Genomic DNA, 15,132 nt, shown 5'->3' on the forward strand with positions numbered 1-15,132 from the left:
CATTTGACGAACAGTCAGGGTCATTTCGTTCTCTTTGAGGTGTCCTTAACCGTCCTTGGCCCGTCCATTGGTAAGCCTTGACGCCCTCGGGCGCCCTGTAGCAGTCTTCCGCGGTGATCACCTACGAGCGGACCGCCGGGAGCGACCGGCCCGTGCTCGCCGTCGACCAGGGCACGTCGGGCACCAAGGCCCTCGTCGTCTGCCCGGAGCGCGGTGTGATCGGCTCGGGTGAGGCGCCGGTGCGCCCCCGCCATCTGCCGGGCGGCCTGGTCGAGGTCGACCCCGCCGAGCTCCTTTCCTCCGTCGTCGACGCCGGACGCCGCGCGCTGGCCGACGCCGGTGAGCCGGTCGCGGCCGTCGGCCTCGCCAACCAGGGCGAGACGGTGCTCGCCTGGGACCCGCGGACCGGCGAACCGCTCACCGACGCCCTCGTGTGGCAGGACCGCCGCGCGGAGTCGGTCTGCGCGGAACTCGCCCCGCACGCGGACGAGTTGCGGCACCTCACGGGCCTGCCCCTCGATCCGTACTTCGCCGCCCCCAAGATGGCGTGGATACGCCGCCACCTCACCCGGCACGGCGTGGTCACCACCAGCGACTCCTGGCTGGTCCACCGGCTCACCGGCGCGTACGTCACCGACGCCGCGACGGCCGGCCGCACCCAGCTCCTCGACCTCGACACCGTCGGCTGGTCGCCCCGCGCCCTCGACCTCTACGGACTCGCCGACGAACGACTGCCCCGTGTCGTCGATGCCGCGGGCCCGGTCGGCACGACCACCGCGTTCGGACCCGAACTCCCGCTCACCGGGCTCCTGGTGGACCAGCAGGCGGCACTCCTCGCCCAGGACGTGACCGAGCCGGGCAGCGCCAAGTGCACCTACGGCACCGGCGCCTTCCTGCTCGCCCAGACCGGCTCGCGGCCCCTGCGCGGCGCGTCGGGCCTGGTCAGCTGTGTCGCCTGGCGGCTCGCGGGGGAGAGCAGCTACTGCCTCGACGGACAGGTCTACACGGCCGCGTCCGCCGTCCGCTGGCTCACCGACCTCGGCGTGCTCACGGGCGCCGAGGACCTCGACCCGGTCGGCTCCGCCGTGCCGGACACCGGCGGCGTCACCTTCGTGCCCGCGCTCGCCGGGCTCGCGGCCCCCTGGTGGCGCGGCGACGTGCGCGGCTCGCTCACCGGCCTCGGCCTCGACACCACCCCCGGCCACCTGGTCCGTGCCCTGTGCGAGGGCATCGCGGCCCAGGTCGCCGAGCTCGCCGACGCGGCCGCCGCCGACCTGGGCGCACTCCTGAAGAGTCTGCGTGTCGACGGCGGTCTGACGCGCTCGGCCCTGCTCATGCAGACCCAGGCGGACCTGCTCCAACTGCCCGTCGAGGTGTCCGCGTTGCCGGACGTGACCGCGCTCGGCGCGGCCGCCGTCGCCCGGATCGGCCTCGACCCCGCGCTGCCGGTCGGCGACGCGATCCCCGCCTGGCGGCCCGCCGCCGTGTACGAACCGCGCATCAGCGCGGCATCGGCCGCCGAACGGCTCGAAGGCTTCCGTGCGGCCGTGGCGACCCTCGTCGAACGGCCCGTGTCATGACGCCGGTCGGGAGCGTCGACGACGGCACGAGCGTGACCAGGGACGGCGCGCTGCCCGACGTGACGTACGACGTGACCGTCGTCGGCGCCGGAGTGGTCGGCTGCGCCGTCGCGCGCGAACTGGCCGCGCGCCCGGGCCTGCGCGTCGCCCTGGTCGACGCGTCCAACGACGTCGGCGACGGCACGTCCAAGGCGAACACGGCCATCCTGCACACCGGCTTCGACGCCGTGCCCGGCTCCCTGGAGGCCCGTCTCGTCCGCGAGGGCAGTCGGCTGCTCGCCGCGTACGCCGCCGATTCCGGCATCCCCGTCGAGCCGGTCGGCGCCCTGCTCGTCGCCTGGGACGAGGAACAACTCGACGCCCTGCCGACTCTGTTGGCGAAGGCGGAACGCAACGGCTACGACGCCGCGCGGATCATCGGCCCCGAAGAGGTCAGGTCCAGGGAACCGCACCTCGGCCCCGGCGCCCTCGGCGCGCTCGACGTACCCGGCGAGAGCGTCATCTGCCCCTGGATGACGGTCCTCGCCTATGCGACACAGGCGGTACGCGCGGGTGTCGACCTGCATCTCAACTGCCGCGTGAACACGGTCGATGCGTTCGACGGCGACGTGCGGGTGCTCGGTACGGGGCGGGGCGCCCTGCGGACCCGCTGGCTGGTGAACGCGGCGGGGCTGCACGCCGACGCCGTCGACCGCCTGCTCGGCCACGACGACTTCACCGTCACCCCGCGCAGGGGCCAGCTCATCGTCTTCGACAAGCTCGCCCGCGACCTGGTGCGCCACATCCTGCTGCCCGTACCCACCGCACTCGGCAAGGGCGTCCTCGTCGCCCCGACCGTGTACGGGAACGTCCTGCTGGGCCCCACCGCCGAGGACCTCGACGACAAGTCGGCCACCGGATCGACCGCCGAAGGCATCGCCACGCTGCGCGAGAAGGGCCGAGCGATCCTGCCCGAACTCCTCGACGAGGAGGTCACCGCCGTGTACGCCGGGCTGCGTGCCGCCACCGAGCACGACGACTACCGCATCAGCGCCGACCCCGGTCGGCGCTGCGTCACGGTGGGCGGCATCCGCTCGACCGGCCTCACCGCTTCCCTGGCCATCGCCGCGTACGTCACCGCGCTCCTCGACGACGCGGGCGCGGGCCTGCCCGAGGCCGGTGACCTGCCGCCCGTGCGCATGCCCAACCTCGGCGAGGCGTTCCCGCGCCCCTACCAACGCGCGGATCTCATCGCCGCCGACCCCGCGTACGGCACCGTCGTCTGCCACTGCGAGCGGGTGACGCGCGGCGAGATCAGGGACGCGCTCGCCGCCACCGTGCCTCCTGGCTCGCTGGAGGGCCTGCGCCGCAGGACGCGGGCGCGCGGCGGGCGGTGCCAGGGCTTCCACTGCGGGGCCGTCGTGCGGGAACTCTTCGAGCGCGGGGCGGAGTTGGGGGACCGGTGAGGCATGAGCGGATGGTCGACGTCCTGGTCGTGGGGGCGGGTCCCGCGGGCCTGGCAGCGGCGGCGGTGCTCGCCGCGCTGGGTGCGGGCGAGGTCGAGGTGCTCGACCGTGAGCCGAGGGCGGGCGGCACGCCGCGCCACTGCCATCACGGCGGGTTCGGCCCGCTCGGGCTCGAAGGGCCCGGCTTCGCCGAGCGGTGGGTGCGGACCGCCGAACGGAGCGGCGCTGCGCTGCGCACCGGCGTCACCGTCACGGACTGGGCGGGGCCGCTCACCCTGGACACCACGAGTCCGCACGGCCTGGAGCGGATCACCGCCCGCGCCGTCGTCCTCGCCACGGGCGCGCGCGAACGGCCGCGCGCGGCACGCCTGGTGCCGGGCACCAGGCCCGCCGGTGTCCTCACCACGGGCGAACTCCTGCGCGCCGTCCATGTCCACCGGCAGCACGTCGGCACCCGGGCCGTCGTGGTCGGCGCCGAGTCCGTGGGCTTCGCGGCCCTCGACGCCCTGCGGCTCGCGGGCGTCGACGTCGCCGCCCTGGTCACCGAGCACCCGCGCCACCAGACCTCGCCAGCCCGCGCCCTCGACGCCAGGCTGCGGCGCGGGGTTCCGCTACTCACCGGGGCCACCGTGGCCGACATCCTCGGACGCGGACGTGTGTCAGGGGTCAGGCTCACCCACCGGGACGGCAGGACGGCGCACGTCCCTTGCGACACGGTCGTCTTCACCGGCGACTTCGTGCCCGAACACGAACTGGCCAGACGCGGCGGCCTGTTGCTCGACCCCGGCACCAAGGGCCCCGCGACCGACGGGGCCTTCCGCACCGACCGGCGCGGCGTCTTCGCGGTCGGCAATCTGCTGCACGCCGTCGAACCGGCCCGTGCGGTGGCCCGCGAGGGCGCGGCGGCGGGAGCCGCCGTGCGGCGCTACCTCGCCGAAGGCGACTGGCCTTCGGCGTCCGCGTCCGTGCCGCTGCGGGTCGCCGCCCCGCTCGCCTGGATCGCGCCGAACCTGGTGACCCCGGACGAACCGCTGCCGTACGGCGGGCGGTTCGCCCTGCGCACGGCGGAGTTCGTCGGCCGCGCACCGCTGGTGATCACCCAGGACGGCCGGACCCTCCACCACGCCCGCCTGCCACGCCCACCGGTCCCGAACCGGCCGTTCCACATCGGCGGGGACTGGGCGGCGCGGGTGCGGGCGGACGGGGGTCCGGTGCGAATTGCCTTCGGCTGAGCGGCGTTCCGGTGCTGACGAGGCCGTGCCGTTCCTGTTCCCGGGGCCGGTTCCGATGAGGTGGGGCGGGGCTGGGGCGCGATTCGGGTGGGGCTGTGGGGTCTCGGTCCCGGCGAGGCCGGGTCGCTTCTGGTCTTGGTCCCGGGAGGCCGTGCTGGTTCAGGTCTCGGTCCTGGGCGGACCGTGCCGGTCTCGGTCCCGATCAGACCGGCTCGGCTGTCGTCTCGGCCCTGGGTGGACCGAGTTGGTTCTGGTCTCGGCTCCGGGAGGGCTGTGCGGGTTCCGGACCCGGCCCTGAGCGGGCTGCGCCGACCTTGTCTCGGCCGCGAGTGGGCCGTGCGGGTTTCGTCGCGGTTCTGAGCAGGCCGCGTTGGTTCCGGTCTCTGTCCTCGAGCGGGCTGCGCCGACCTTGTCTCGGCCGCGAGTGGGCCGTGCGGGTTTCGTCGCGGTTCTGAGCAGGCCGCGTTGGTTCCGGTCTCTGTCCTCGAGCGGGCTGCGCCGACCTTGTCTCGGCCGCGAGTGGGCCGTGCGGGTTTCGTCGCGGTTCTGAGCAGGCCGCGTTGGTTCCGGTCTCTGTCCTCGAGCGGGCTGCGCCGACCTTGTCTCGGCCGCGAGTGGACCGTGCGGGTTTCGTCGCGGTTCTGAGCAGGCCGCGTTGGTTCCGGTCTCTGTCCTCGAGCGGGCTGCGCCGACCTTGTCTCGGCCGCGAGTGGACCGTGCGGGTTTCGTCGCGGTTCTGAGCAGGCCGCGCTGGTTCCGGTCTCGGTCCCCGAGCGGGCTGCGTCGATCTGGTCTCGGCCGGGAGCGGACGGACCGCACGTGTCCCGGTCCCGGCCCCGATCAGGCCGTGCCGACCCCGCTCTGGCCCTCGCGAGACCGTCTCGGCCCCGGTCCCGGCCGGATCCGGCCCTCGGCCGACTCGGCCCGATGGGGTACGGGGCATGCGGGCACACCCCGTACGGCGCGGTCCGCGACACCGCCACTCCCGAGCGACCCGCCGTAATCCGCCCCACTCGCTCTCGCACCCCGCCGACACGGCACGGCACGGTACGACACGGCACGGCCCGCCCCGCGGCCTTCGCACTCCGCCGACACGCCACAACCATCCCCGCCCCCGCCCCCGCTCTCGCCAACGCCTCGCCCCTCGCGCCCGCAGGGTTACCGACAGGAGCCCCTTCCCACACCCCCGTCCCCCGCATAGACTCCAAAACTAGCACCGCTAATTTAAGCAGCGGGACCACCGCAGAACGATCCGGAGCCGTATCGTGCGCACCGTCCACTTCGCCGCCGCCCGCCGCACCCCCATCGGCAAGCTCCGCGGCGCCCTGTCCACCGTCCGCCCCGACGACCTCGCCGCGGGCGTCGTGCGCGGCCTCATCGCCGACATCCCCCAGTTGGATCCCGCCAGGATCGACGACGTCTACTGGGGCGCCGCCAACCAGGCGGGCGAGGACAACCGCAACGTGGCCCGCATGGCCGCGCTCCTCGCGGGCCTCCCGGAGTCCGTGCCCGGTGCGACCGTGAACCGGCTCTGCGCCTCAGGGCTCGAAGCCGTCACCACCGCCGCGCGCACCATCGCGGCAGGCGAGGCCGAGGTCGTCGTCGCGGGCGGCTCCGAGTCGATGAGCCGCGCCCCCTTCGTACTGCCCCGGCCCGACGAGGCGCTGCCGCACCGCATGGAGACCGCCGACACCCGCCTCGGCTGGCGCCTGACGAACGCGAAGATGCGGGAGTTGCACGGCGTCCTGTCCATGGGGGAGACCGCCGAGGAGGTCGCCGAGCGCTACGGGGTGCCGCGCGAGCGCCAGGACGCCTTCGCCCTGCGCAGCCATATGCGCGCCGCCGCCGCCCGCAAGGACGGCCACTTCGACGACGAACTGCTGCCCGTCACCCGCCAGGACGGCGTCGTCGTGGACACCGACGAGTGCGTGCGCGAGGACACCTCGTACGAGAAGCTGAGCGGCCTGCGACCCGTGTTCCGCGAGGGCGGCTCGGTCACGGCGGGCAACGCGTCGCCGATGAACGACGGCGCGGCGGGTCTCCTGCTCGTCAGCGAGGAGGCCCTCAACGAACTGGGCCTCGAATCGCTCGGCCGGTACGCGGCAGGGGCCTCGGCCGGCGTGCACCCCGACGTCATGGGGATCGGCCCCGTGCCCGCCACGCGCAAGGCACTCGACCGCGTCGGCTGGAGCGTCGGGGACCTCCAAGAGGCGGAGTTCAACGAGGCGTTCGCCGCCCAGGCGCTGGCCTGCGTGGACGCCATCGGCATCGATCCCGAGCTGGTGAACCCCTCGGGCGGCGCCATCGCGCTCGGCCATCCCCTCGGCTGCTCCGGCGCCCGCATCCTCACCACGCTGCTCCACCGGATGCGTCGTACGGGCGCCACCCGGGGCCTCGCCACCATGTGCGTCGGCGTCGGCCAGGGCAGCGCGCTGCTCGTCGAGCGCGACTGACCCGTCGGTTCCGTCGACCCTGTCGACCCCGTGGTGCCCGCCCCCGCCGGGCGGGCACCACCGCCGAGCCGCAGAACGATCCGCCACAGGCCGCACGGAAACGGAGCACCACCCCCATGGCAACGCTGTCCCTCGCCGCGATCCTCGCCGAGCCCGCACGCCGCCACCCGGACCGCACCGCCCTCGTGGAGGGCGAACTCCGGCTCTCCTTCAAGGAGACGTGGCACGCGGCCCGCGCCCAGGCCGCCGCCCTCGTGGGGCTCGGGGTGCGGCCGGGGGACCGCGTGGCCCTGATGGCGCCCAACACCACCGAGTTCCCGATGGCCTATTACGCGATCCTCGCCGCGGGCGGAGTCGTCGTCCCCGTACACCTGTTGCTCTCCGCGGAGGAGGTCGAGCACGTGCTGCGGGACAGCGGCGCCACGCTCCTCCTGTGCCATCCCGCGCAGACGGCGACGGGCGGCGCGGCCGCAGAGGCCACAGGGGTGCGCATGCTGGACCTGGGCGAGCGGGGCGAGTTGGCGGCCCTCGCGCGCGAGAGCGAGCCGCTCGCGTCGTACGTCACCAGGGAGGCGGACGACCCGGCTGTCGTCTTCTACACCAGCGGCACCACAGGCGTCCCCAAGGGCGCCGTGCTCAGCCACTTCAACCTGGTGATGAACGCGACGGTCAACGCCTTCGACGCCAACGACATCCGCCCCGACGACATCGCGCTCGGCGCGCTGCCGCTCTTCCACGCCTTCGGCCAGACCGTCTCCATGAACTCCACCTGGCGGGCGGGCGCCACCCTCGTCCTGCTGCCGCGCTTCGACGCGGCGCGCGCCATCGAGCTGATGGTGGCGGAGGGCGTCAACACCTTCCACGGCGTGCCCACCATGTTCGTCGGCCTGGTGGCCGCCGCCGCGGCCGCCACCGATCTGCCGCGGCTGCGGATCTGCATCTCGGGCGGCGCCTCGCTGCCCGTCGCCGTGCTCGAACAGTTCGAGAAGGCCTTCGGCACGCCCGTGTACGAGGGGTACGGGCTCTCCGAGACCTCCCCGACGGCCTCCGTCAACCAGCCCGACTTCGGCACCAAGGCGGGCAGCATCGGCCACCCGCTCTGGGGCGTCGACGTGGAGATCGCCCGCGCCGACGTCGACGACCGGGTCGAACTCCTGCCCACCGGCGAGCTCGGCGAGGTCGTCGTCCGCGGCCACAACGTCTTCTCCGGCTATCTGGGCAGGCCGGAGGCGAGCGCGCAGGCCCTGGTCGACGGCTGGTTCCGCACCGGCGACCTCGGCACCAAGGACGACGAGGGGTTCCTGACCATCGTCGACCGCAAGAAGGACGTCATCATCCGAGGCGGCTTCAACGTCTACCCGCGCGAGGTCGAGGAGGTCCTCGTCCGCCACCCGGACGTCGCCCAGGTCGCCGTGATCGGCCTGCCCGACCCGGTGCACGGCGAGGAGGTCTGCGCGGTCGTCGTCGCGGCGCCCGGCGCGTCCCCGGACCCGGCGGACATCGTCGCCTGGTCGAAGGAGCACCTGGGCAAGCACAAGTACCCGCGCCGCGTGGAGCTCACCGACGCGCTGCCGCTCGGCCCCAGCATGAAGGTCCTCAAGAGGGAGCTGCGCGCCGCCTACGCCGTTTCCTGAGCGTCCCGGAAGCGCCCTGCGGCGACCGCGGCCTCGACGAATGAGGCGACGAGCGGGCGCTGGTCGAGCCGTGACCACGCGACGACCATGTGGTTGGGCGGCGCGTCGACCACCGGCCGGTACACCAGGTCGGGGTGTGCGGGCTCGGTGAGCGAACGGGGCAGCACCGCGACCGTGCGCCCCACCATGATCAGCTGAATCAGCTGCGGCACGTCCGTGATCTCGGGCCCGCTTCCCTCGTCGACCACCCCCGCGCGGTGCACGCCCTTCCAGCGCGGCAGCGGCTCGCCGTCGAGATCGGCGAGGCGCAGCTCGTCGCGGGTGGCGAGGCGGTGCCCGCGCGGCAGGACCGCGACCCGTCCCTCCACCGCGAGCGTCCGGTGGTGGAGGTCGGTGAGATCGTCGAACGGCGCGTACAGGAGCGCGACATCGGCCCGGCCGTCGCGCACGTGGTCGGCCCGGTCGGTGGCCCCGCCGAAGAGGATGTCGACCCGGCGCGCGTCGGGCGTGCGGGCGTACTCGGCGAGGATCCCTGACAGCAGGTTGCCGTCGCCGCCCGGCTTGATCACCAGGCGCAGCCGCGCCTGCGCGTCCCCGGCCCGGCGCGCGCTGCGGGCCGCGGCACTGACCGCGTCGAGCGCGTGCCGCCCGTGCCGAAGGAGCGCCTCGCCCGCCGGGGTGAGCGAGACATGACGGCTCGTACGGACGAACAGCGGAACGCCGAGGCGGGATTCGACGCGCCGGATCGCCTTGGACAGCGCGGGCTGCGCGATGGACAGCCGCTCGGCGGCCCGCCCGAAGTGCAGCTCCTCGGCGACCGCGACGACGTACTCGAGCTCCCGTGTCTCCAGATCAGCCATGGCGCAAGGGTAGCGGCGATCGATGCCCGAGGTTCATCGCCGATGAACCAACGGGTCTTGGACGCCGGAGCCCTTCCGGGCCTTCAATGGACGCATGATCCAGCACACGATGATCGTCTCGTTCGACTCCGACATCCCGGAAACGGAGCTGCATCAATACCTCAAGGACATCGAAAACCTGATGATGGGTTCCGGTCGCGTCGAGAGGTTCTCGGCCCGGCAGCACATCCGCGTGCCCGGTGACGACCACAGCCCGCTCTGCGTCGCCACCGTGATCGCCCAGCTCGACCTCGCCGACCTCGACGCGCTGAACGCCGTCTTCGCCCTGCCCGGGATCATGGAGATCAACAAGCGCTGGCAGCCCCGCTACCCCTACAAGGTCGTCTGGGCGAACCACGAAGCACTCTGATCGCCCGGCGTCACACCGACGGGCGGCACCACGGGGATAGTTGGGCCTAGCATGTGTTTCCGGCATGGACATATCACTGTGGGACATCACGCCGGGACAGTTCGCCGCGCTCGCCGCGGCGGCGATGCTCGTCGGCTTCTCGAAGACGGCCGTCAGCGGGGCCAACACCATCAGCCTCGCGGTCTTCGCCGCGGTCCTGCCCGCCCGCGCGTCGACCGGAGTCCTGCTCCCCATCCTGATCGCGGGCGACGTCCTCGCCGTGCTCACCTACCGCAGACACGCCCACTGGCCCACCCTGTGGCGGCTGTTCCCCGCGGTCGCCGCGGGGGTGGTCGTCGGCACCGTCTTCCTCGTGTGGGCCGACGACTCCGTGATGCGTACGTCGATCGGGGCGATCCTGCTGCTCATGGCGGGCGTCACGATCGCCCGGCGCAGAGCGGCGGCCCGCGCCGAACCGGCGGAGGACGCCGACGTGCGGGGAGGCCGCCTCAAGGCCCCCTCCTACGGCGTACTCGGCGGCTTCACCACCATGGTCGCCAACGCGGGCGGGCCCGTGATGTCGATGTATCTCCTCTCGGCGGGCTTCCGGAAGCTGGGATTCCTCGGCACGTCCGCGTGGTTCTTCCTGATCGTCAACACGACCAAGGTGCCGTTCAGCGTGGGCCTCGGCCTGATCGACGCCCAGTCCCTTCTCCTGGACGCGGCCCTGGTGCTCTTCGTGGTGCCGGGCGCCGTCCTCGGGAGGTACGCCGTGGGCCGCATCAACCAGCGCCTCTTCGAACAGCTGGTGATCGGCGCGACCGTCCTCGGCGGGCTGCAGCTCCTGCTGCGCTGAGGCGCGATCGCCTGTTCAGCGCGAGCCGACCGAGGCCCCGGCCGTCTCCGGGGAGAGCCCGTGCTCCAGGTCCTCGGCGAGCAGCCGCTTGGCGATCGAGTCCAGTGCCACCGTGAGCTCCTTGTCCGGCGGCCTGCCGAGGTCCTTCTCGATCTCCTGGCCGAGCCACCCCGACCAGGCCCCCGAGATGACCTCCGCCTCGCGCTCACCGGCCGGGGTGAGCGAGAAGTACGTGCCGGTGCGGGTCAGATAGCCCTCCTCGACCATGCGGTCGAAGACGGGCACGAGGACCTCGGGCGGAATCCTGCGCCGGGCGCCGATGAGGCTGAGGTTGGCGTGCCCGACCATCCGGGTGAAGAGCGACACCTGCATGACCGCCCAGGCGCCCGCGATGTCCAGGCGGGTGTCGGAGTCCCTGATGATGCCGCGCGCGGTGTCCATGCCGACGTTGCGGATGATGTTGGCGACGCCCCGCTCCAGGAGGTGCCCCGAGTCGCCGCTCGTCGGCTGCGCGAAGCCCTCGCCCATGTCGGGGGCGCCCATGCGCGCGCTGTCGCGCAGCTCGACCTGCTTGAGGAAGAGGGCCACGACGAACCCGATCAGCGCGACGGGAACGGTCCACAGGAAGACCGTGTGCAGGGTGTCCGCGTACGCCTCGACGATCGGCGCGGCCGCCGATGCCGGCAGCTCGTGCAGCCCCTCCGGACTCTGCGCCGCCTTGCCGACGGCGGCCGGATCCCCGCCCCCGGCCCGTACGGCGGCGGCGACCCCGTCCTTGAGGTTCGGCGCGAGCGTATTGGCGTAGATGGTGCCGAACACGGCCGTGCCGAAGGAGCTGCCGAGCGTACGGAAGAAGGTGACGCCGGACGTGGCGGTGCCCAGATCGGTGTACGGGACGGTGTTCTGCACGGCGATCGTCAGGACCTGCATGCACAGGCCGATGCCGGTGCCGAGCACGAACATGTACAGGGACTCCAGCCAGGTGCTGGTGGCGCTGCCCATGAGGGAGAGCAGATAGAGCCCCAGCGCCATCACCAGGGCGCCGACGATCGGGAAGATCCGGTACGTGCCGGTCTTGCTGACCACGTTGCCGCTGAAGATGGACGCGATGAGCAGACCGATCACCATGGGCAGCGTGCGCACGCCCGAGATGGTGGCCGAGTCCCCGTCGACGTACTGGAGATAGGTCGGCAGGAACGTCATCGCACCGAGCATGGCGAAGCCCACGATGAAGCTGAGGATCGAGCAGACCGTGAAGACGGGATTGCCGAAGAGACGCATCGGCAGCATGGGTTCGGCCGCCCGTGTCTCGACGGCGCAGAACAGCGCGAGCGCGAGCACGCCGCCGACGAAGAGACCGATGATGGTCGGTGACCCCCACGCGTACTGGTTGCCGCCCCAGCTCGTGGCCAGGATCAGCGCGCTCGCCCCCACCGCGACGAGCGCGATGCCCAGGTAGTCGATGACGGGCCGCACCGCCGACTTCACCACGGGGATGGTCCTGGCGGCCGCGATGACCACGACGATCGCGATGGGCACATTGACGTAGAACGCCCAGCGCCAGCTCAGATGGTCCGTGAAGAGCCCGCCGAGCAGCGGCCCGATCACCGTGGACACTCCGAACACGGCACCGATCGCACCCTGGTACTTGCCGCGCTCGCGCAGCGGGATGACGTCCGCGATCAGCGCCATGGACGTGACCATCAGGCCGCCCGCGCCGATGCCCTGCATCGCCCGCCAGGCGATGAGCAGCGTCATGTTGGTCGAGAGGCCGCACAGGAAGGACCCGGTGATGAAGATGATCGCCGAGAGCTGGAAGACGACCTTTCGCCCGAACAGGTCACCGAACTTGCCGACCAGGACCGTCGCGACGGTCTCCGCGAGCAGATACGAGGTGACGACCCACGACATGTGCTCGGCCCCGCCCAGGTCCGACACGATCGTGGGCAGCGCGGTGCCGACGATGGTCTGGTCGAGGGCGGCGAGCAGCATGCCCAGCATGATCGTCACGAAGACGACGTTGCGGCGGCGCCGGTCGAGGACGGGCGGCGCCTGCGGCTGCGCGGCGGCGGGGGCGGAACCGGCGGCCGACTGATCGGTGGTGGTCACACGGCCACCCTCACACCGGGGCCTGGCCCGTGCATGCGGGGTGAGGCCGGTTCGGTGACGGGGCGGGCCGGGGGCCTTGAGCGGGAGGTCGGCGCGGGGCGTCGCGCCGCAGGGCGCGCCCGGTCGCCGTCGGGGCTCTCCGCGAGCGCCGGGTGACGCTACTCCGGGGTGCCCCCTCGCAGCCGCGGCGCGTGGGCCGCCGCGTCGATCGGAACGGCATCATCGCTGTTCTCGGCGACACGGGCGGACAACTCCCGTGCCCAGTCGGCGAGTTCGGCGACATCGATGCCGTACGGCCGAGGCAGGCCACTCGTCGCGCTCCACTCGGCGACGGCCTCCGCCCCCCGAAGGAGCAGCCTGGCACCGCCCTTCGTGTTGCCGCGCGCCGAGTGCGTGAGCCCCACGGCGACCTGGGCCAGGCCCTTCCACAGGCCGCGCTCCGCCTCGGGGCCCGTCTTCCACGCGTCCTCGAAGACCTCGTGGGCGTGGAAGGGCCGTCCCGCGTCCAACAGGGCCTGCGCCTGAGCGACGGACTCCTCGGGCGTGCGCACGACACCCTCCGGCTGCCGGTCGACGCCCTCCGCGCCGTACGGCAACGGGCGCCCGAGCCCGTCGCGAGGCCGCTGGTTGCGGGCCCTGCCCTCCTCGTCACGGTCTCGCTCGCGGCCACGGTCACGGGGTCCAGGTGCGGTGCTCATACGGCGATTGTCGCGCGTACCTGACGGCGGTCACCGGGGAACGGAGCACCCTCCGAGGTGGGGTAGAGTTCTTCTTGTGATCACGCGGGGCACCGCGAAGAACACATCGGGACGTGGCGCAGCTTGGTAGCGCACTTGACTGGGGGTCAAGGGGTCGCAGGTTCAAATCCTGTCGTCCCGACCAGCTTTTCAGCAGGTCGGAGGCCGTATCGGAGTAATCCGGTACGGCCTTTTCGCTGTTTCTGGGGACCAGTTGGGGATCGGGTGGGCATCGGGTGGGGGCCGATGTCCTCGGCCGGTGCCACCGTGCCACCGTCAGGCGGCGCGCTTGACGTGGCGGACCAGCCACATCAGCAGCGCGTCCAGGTCGGCGGCGGCCGAGAGGGTCCGGTTCACCGCCTCGGGGGTGTGCAGCCACTCCTCGCAGCCGAGGGGACGGGCGGCGATCAGCGAACGGTGGCGCAGCAGGTCCGCACGGGGATGGTTCGCCGGATAGCCGCGTGGGGGGCGTTTCATCACGTCCCCGGAGATGTCGTAGCCCTTCTTCCGTACGTCCTCGACGATGGCGGACAGCTCGCGGCCGCTCCCCTCGGAAGCGACGGCTTTACGGAACATGTCCACTTGGCCGGGATCGGGGTACCACCAGGCGCCCTGGATCCGCAGGCCGTCCAGGGAGAACCGGAGACCGATCTCGATCTTGCGGCCGAGCCGGATCACCGCGCTCTGGTGCTGCCACCACCAGGAGTCGGTGCGGTAGTGCCAGACGGAGAAGTCCTCGTAACGGGGGTCGGCGTCCGCGACCTCGTTGAGCAGGGCGATCATCGGCTGCCGGACCAGGCGTTCGCGGTCCGCGCGGCAACGCTCGCGGACCGCGTGGCTCGGCTCGCCCTGGAGCTGCCACAACACGTCCATGGCCTGTTCCGGCCAGCCGGTGAACTGTCCGCGCATGCGGGCAGGTTAGCTCACGGCATGGCCCGCGGGCGGAGGGCGAGGACGCTGCTCGGCTCAGTCCCAGAACTCCCGCAGGGCGGCGTTGACGAGAACGGGCTCCTGGGTGTGCGGGTAGTACCCGGGGACCCGCAGGAGCCGACCGTCGAGGGAGTCGGCGAGGGACTCGGCCACGGTCGTGAGGGGCAGCCCCACGTGCTCGCGGTACGCGGCCGGGGCGTGCTCCCAGGTTCCGCAGATCACCAGGACCGGCGGGGCGGCGTCCCGGATCGCCGTCAGCGGGATGTCCGCCTCCCAGATGGGACGCTCCCTCATGGAAGTGGCGACGGCGCGGAGTCGGCGGGGCGTGGGCTCGGGCATGTCCATCCCCAACCCCTCGGTGGACGCCCGCAGATACTGCTCCGGCGTGACGCCGTCCGGGATGCCAGGGGCGCCGTCGCGCACCCGGTCCAGGAGACCGGCGACTACGGGATGGTGCGCTGCGGCGGTGAAGGCGGAGGGCTGGATGAGGGCGAGGGAGCGGACGAGGTCGGGTCGGCGCGCCGCTGCGATGAGCGCGGCGACGGCGCCGTTCCCGTGCCCCACGAGATGAGCGCCGCCCGGCCCCGCGGCGAACGCCTCGTCGCTGAGCACCTCCACGACGTCCTCGGCGTCGATGTCGAAGTCGCTGCGCGCGGTGTCGGCACTGTCGCCGTAACCCCGGCGGTCCATGAGGAGAAGTCGCCGACCGTCGGCGAGGGGGCGCTGCCCGGCGAACCCGTACGTGGAGTCGCTGCCCCAGGTGAAGATGTTGTGGACGAACAGGGCCGGGGCCGCGGCCGCCGTGGTCACCGGGCCCGTCGAAGCCGCCTGGGCCCGCCCGCCCGCCACCCGCTCGCGGTCGTCCCACACGGTCACGTGCACGGCCATGGGTCACCCTCCCGAAGCTG

At 72.7% G+C, this 15,132-nt stretch carries 12 protein-coding genes and 1 tRNA gene; 8 read left to right on the forward strand and 5 right to left on the reverse strand.

The genetic code is table 11. The features are described 5' to 3' along the window. Positions 1-113: 113 nt before the first annotated feature. The 5 genes from KY5_RS36980 to KY5_RS37000 all read left to right on the forward strand — a co-directional run bounded on the left by KY5_RS36980 (position 114) and on the right by KY5_RS37000 (position 8,344). The gene (locus KY5_RS36980; protein WP_234363044.1) at positions 114-1,580 is read left to right on the forward strand and encodes an FGGY family carbohydrate kinase; all 1,467 of its coding nucleotides are present in this window, start codon (positions 114-116) and stop codon (positions 1,578-1,580) included. Continuing rightward, positions 1,577-3,025, forward strand: a complete 1,449-nt coding sequence (locus KY5_RS36985) for an FAD-dependent oxidoreductase (protein ID WP_098246288.1) — start codon at positions 1,577-1,579, stop codon at positions 3,023-3,025. The genes KY5_RS36980 and KY5_RS36985 overlap by 4 nt, the downstream gene beginning before the upstream one ends. 11 nt (positions 3,026-3,036) lie before the next feature. Next, positions 3,037-4,257 (forward strand): NAD(P)/FAD-dependent oxidoreductase, encoded by a 1,221-nt coding sequence (locus tag KY5_RS36990; protein ID WP_098246289.1) that lies wholly within the window; start codon positions 3,037-3,039, stop codon positions 4,255-4,257. A 1,265-nt stretch (positions 4,258-5,522) separates the two neighbouring features. Further along, positions 5,523-6,710, forward strand: a complete 1,188-nt coding sequence (locus tag KY5_RS36995; protein ID WP_098246290.1) for a thiolase family protein — start codon at positions 5,523-5,525, stop codon at positions 6,708-6,710. Positions 6,711-6,826: 116 nt separating this feature from the next. Continuing rightward, positions 6,827-8,344 carry a long-chain-fatty-acid--CoA ligase gene (locus KY5_RS37000; protein ID WP_098246291.1) on the forward strand — a complete coding sequence of 506 codons (1,518 nt, stop codon included), beginning with the start codon at positions 6,827-6,829 and terminating at the stop codon, positions 8,342-8,344. Here KY5_RS37000 and KY5_RS37005 read toward each other — a convergent pair. Then, positions 8,329-9,204, reverse strand: coding sequence for a LysR family transcriptional regulator (locus tag KY5_RS37005; RefSeq protein WP_098246292.1), 876 nt, complete (start codon positions 9,202-9,204; stop codon positions 8,329-8,331). The genes KY5_RS37000 and KY5_RS37005 overlap by 16 nt on opposite strands. Before the next feature lie 94 nt (positions 9,205-9,298). On the opposite strand from KY5_RS37005, the gene KY5_RS37010 reads away from it, so the two are divergent. Continuing rightward, on the forward strand, positions 9,299-9,613 hold the full coding sequence (locus tag KY5_RS37010; protein ID WP_098246293.1) for a hypothetical protein: 315 nt from the start codon (positions 9,299-9,301) through the stop codon (positions 9,611-9,613). Positions 9,614-9,677: 64 nt separating this feature from the next. Further along, the gene (locus KY5_RS37015) at positions 9,678-10,448 is read left to right on the forward strand and encodes a sulfite exporter TauE/SafE family protein (RefSeq protein ID WP_098246294.1); all 771 of its coding nucleotides are present in this window, start codon (positions 9,678-9,680) and stop codon (positions 10,446-10,448) included. A gap of 15 nt (positions 10,449-10,463) precedes the next feature. Here KY5_RS37015 and KY5_RS37020 read toward each other — a convergent pair whose 3' ends face one another. After that, positions 10,464-12,449, reverse strand: coding sequence for an MDR family MFS transporter (locus KY5_RS37020; RefSeq protein ID WP_098247729.1), 1,986 nt, complete (start codon positions 12,447-12,449; stop codon positions 10,464-10,466). Between the two features lie 266 nt (positions 12,450-12,715). Beyond that, entirely contained in the window at positions 12,716-13,255 is a 540-nt protein-coding gene (locus KY5_RS37025) for a DUF309 domain-containing protein (protein WP_098246295.1), read from the reverse strand. Positions 13,256-13,362: 107 nt separating this feature from the next. Here KY5_RS37025 and KY5_RS37030 point away from each other — a divergent pair. Further along, positions 13,363-13,439: transfer RNA gene (locus tag KY5_RS37030), tRNA-Pro, on the forward strand. 131 nt (positions 13,440-13,570) lie between these two features. Here the strand turns inward: KY5_RS37030 and KY5_RS37035 are convergent. After that, positions 13,571-14,203 carry a DUF2461 family protein gene (locus tag KY5_RS37035; protein ID WP_234363045.1) on the reverse strand — a complete coding sequence of 211 codons (633 nt, stop codon included), beginning with the start codon at positions 14,201-14,203 and terminating at the stop codon, positions 13,571-13,573. Positions 14,204-14,260: 57 nt separating this feature from the next. Beyond that, the gene (locus KY5_RS37040; protein ID WP_098246296.1) at positions 14,261-15,112 is read right to left on the reverse strand and encodes an alpha/beta fold hydrolase; all 852 of its coding nucleotides are present in this window, start codon (positions 15,110-15,112) and stop codon (positions 14,261-14,263) included. Between the last annotated feature and the right edge of the window lie 20 nt (positions 15,113-15,132).

The sequence above is a fragment of the Streptomyces formicae genome (assembly GCF_002556545.1).
Taxonomy (GTDB): domain Bacteria; phylum Actinomycetota; class Actinomycetes; order Streptomycetales; family Streptomycetaceae; genus Streptomyces; species Streptomyces formicae_A.

Bases quoted from the DNA above. Each gene is read 5' to 3' on its own strand.
- KY5_RS36985 (WP_098246288.1), top strand. From the start codon at position 1,577: ATGACGCCGGTCGGGAGCGTCGACGACGGCACGAGCGTGACCAGGGAC.
- KY5_RS37015 (WP_098246294.1), top strand. From the start codon at position 9,678: ATGGACATATCACTGTGGGACATCACGCCGGGACAGTTCGCCGCGCTC.
- KY5_RS37035 (WP_234363045.1), bottom strand. From the start codon at position 14,203: ATGCGCGGACAGTTCACCGGCTGGCCGGAACAGGCCATGGACGTGTTG.
- KY5_RS37040 (WP_098246296.1), bottom strand. From the start codon at position 15,112: ATGGCCGTGCACGTGACCGTGTGGGACGACCGCGAGCGGGTGGCGGGC.
- KY5_RS37010 (WP_098246293.1), top strand. From the start codon at position 9,299: ATGATCCAGCACACGATGATCGTCTCGTTCGACTCCGACATCCCGGAA.
- KY5_RS37025 (WP_098246295.1), bottom strand. From the start codon at position 13,255: ATGAGCACCGCACCTGGACCCCGTGACCGTGGCCGCGAGCGAGACCGT.
- KY5_RS37005 (WP_098246292.1), bottom strand. From the start codon at position 9,204: ATGGCTGATCTGGAGACACGGGAGCTCGAGTACGTCGTCGCGGTCGCC.
- KY5_RS37020 (WP_098247729.1), bottom strand. From the start codon at position 12,449: ATGCTGGGCATGCTGCTCGCCGCCCTCGACCAGACCATCGTCGGCACC.
- KY5_RS37000 (WP_098246291.1), top strand. From the start codon at position 6,827: ATGGCAACGCTGTCCCTCGCCGCGATCCTCGCCGAGCCCGCACGCCGC.
- KY5_RS36990 (WP_098246289.1), top strand. From the start codon at position 3,037: ATGGTCGACGTCCTGGTCGTGGGGGCGGGTCCCGCGGGCCTGGCAGCG.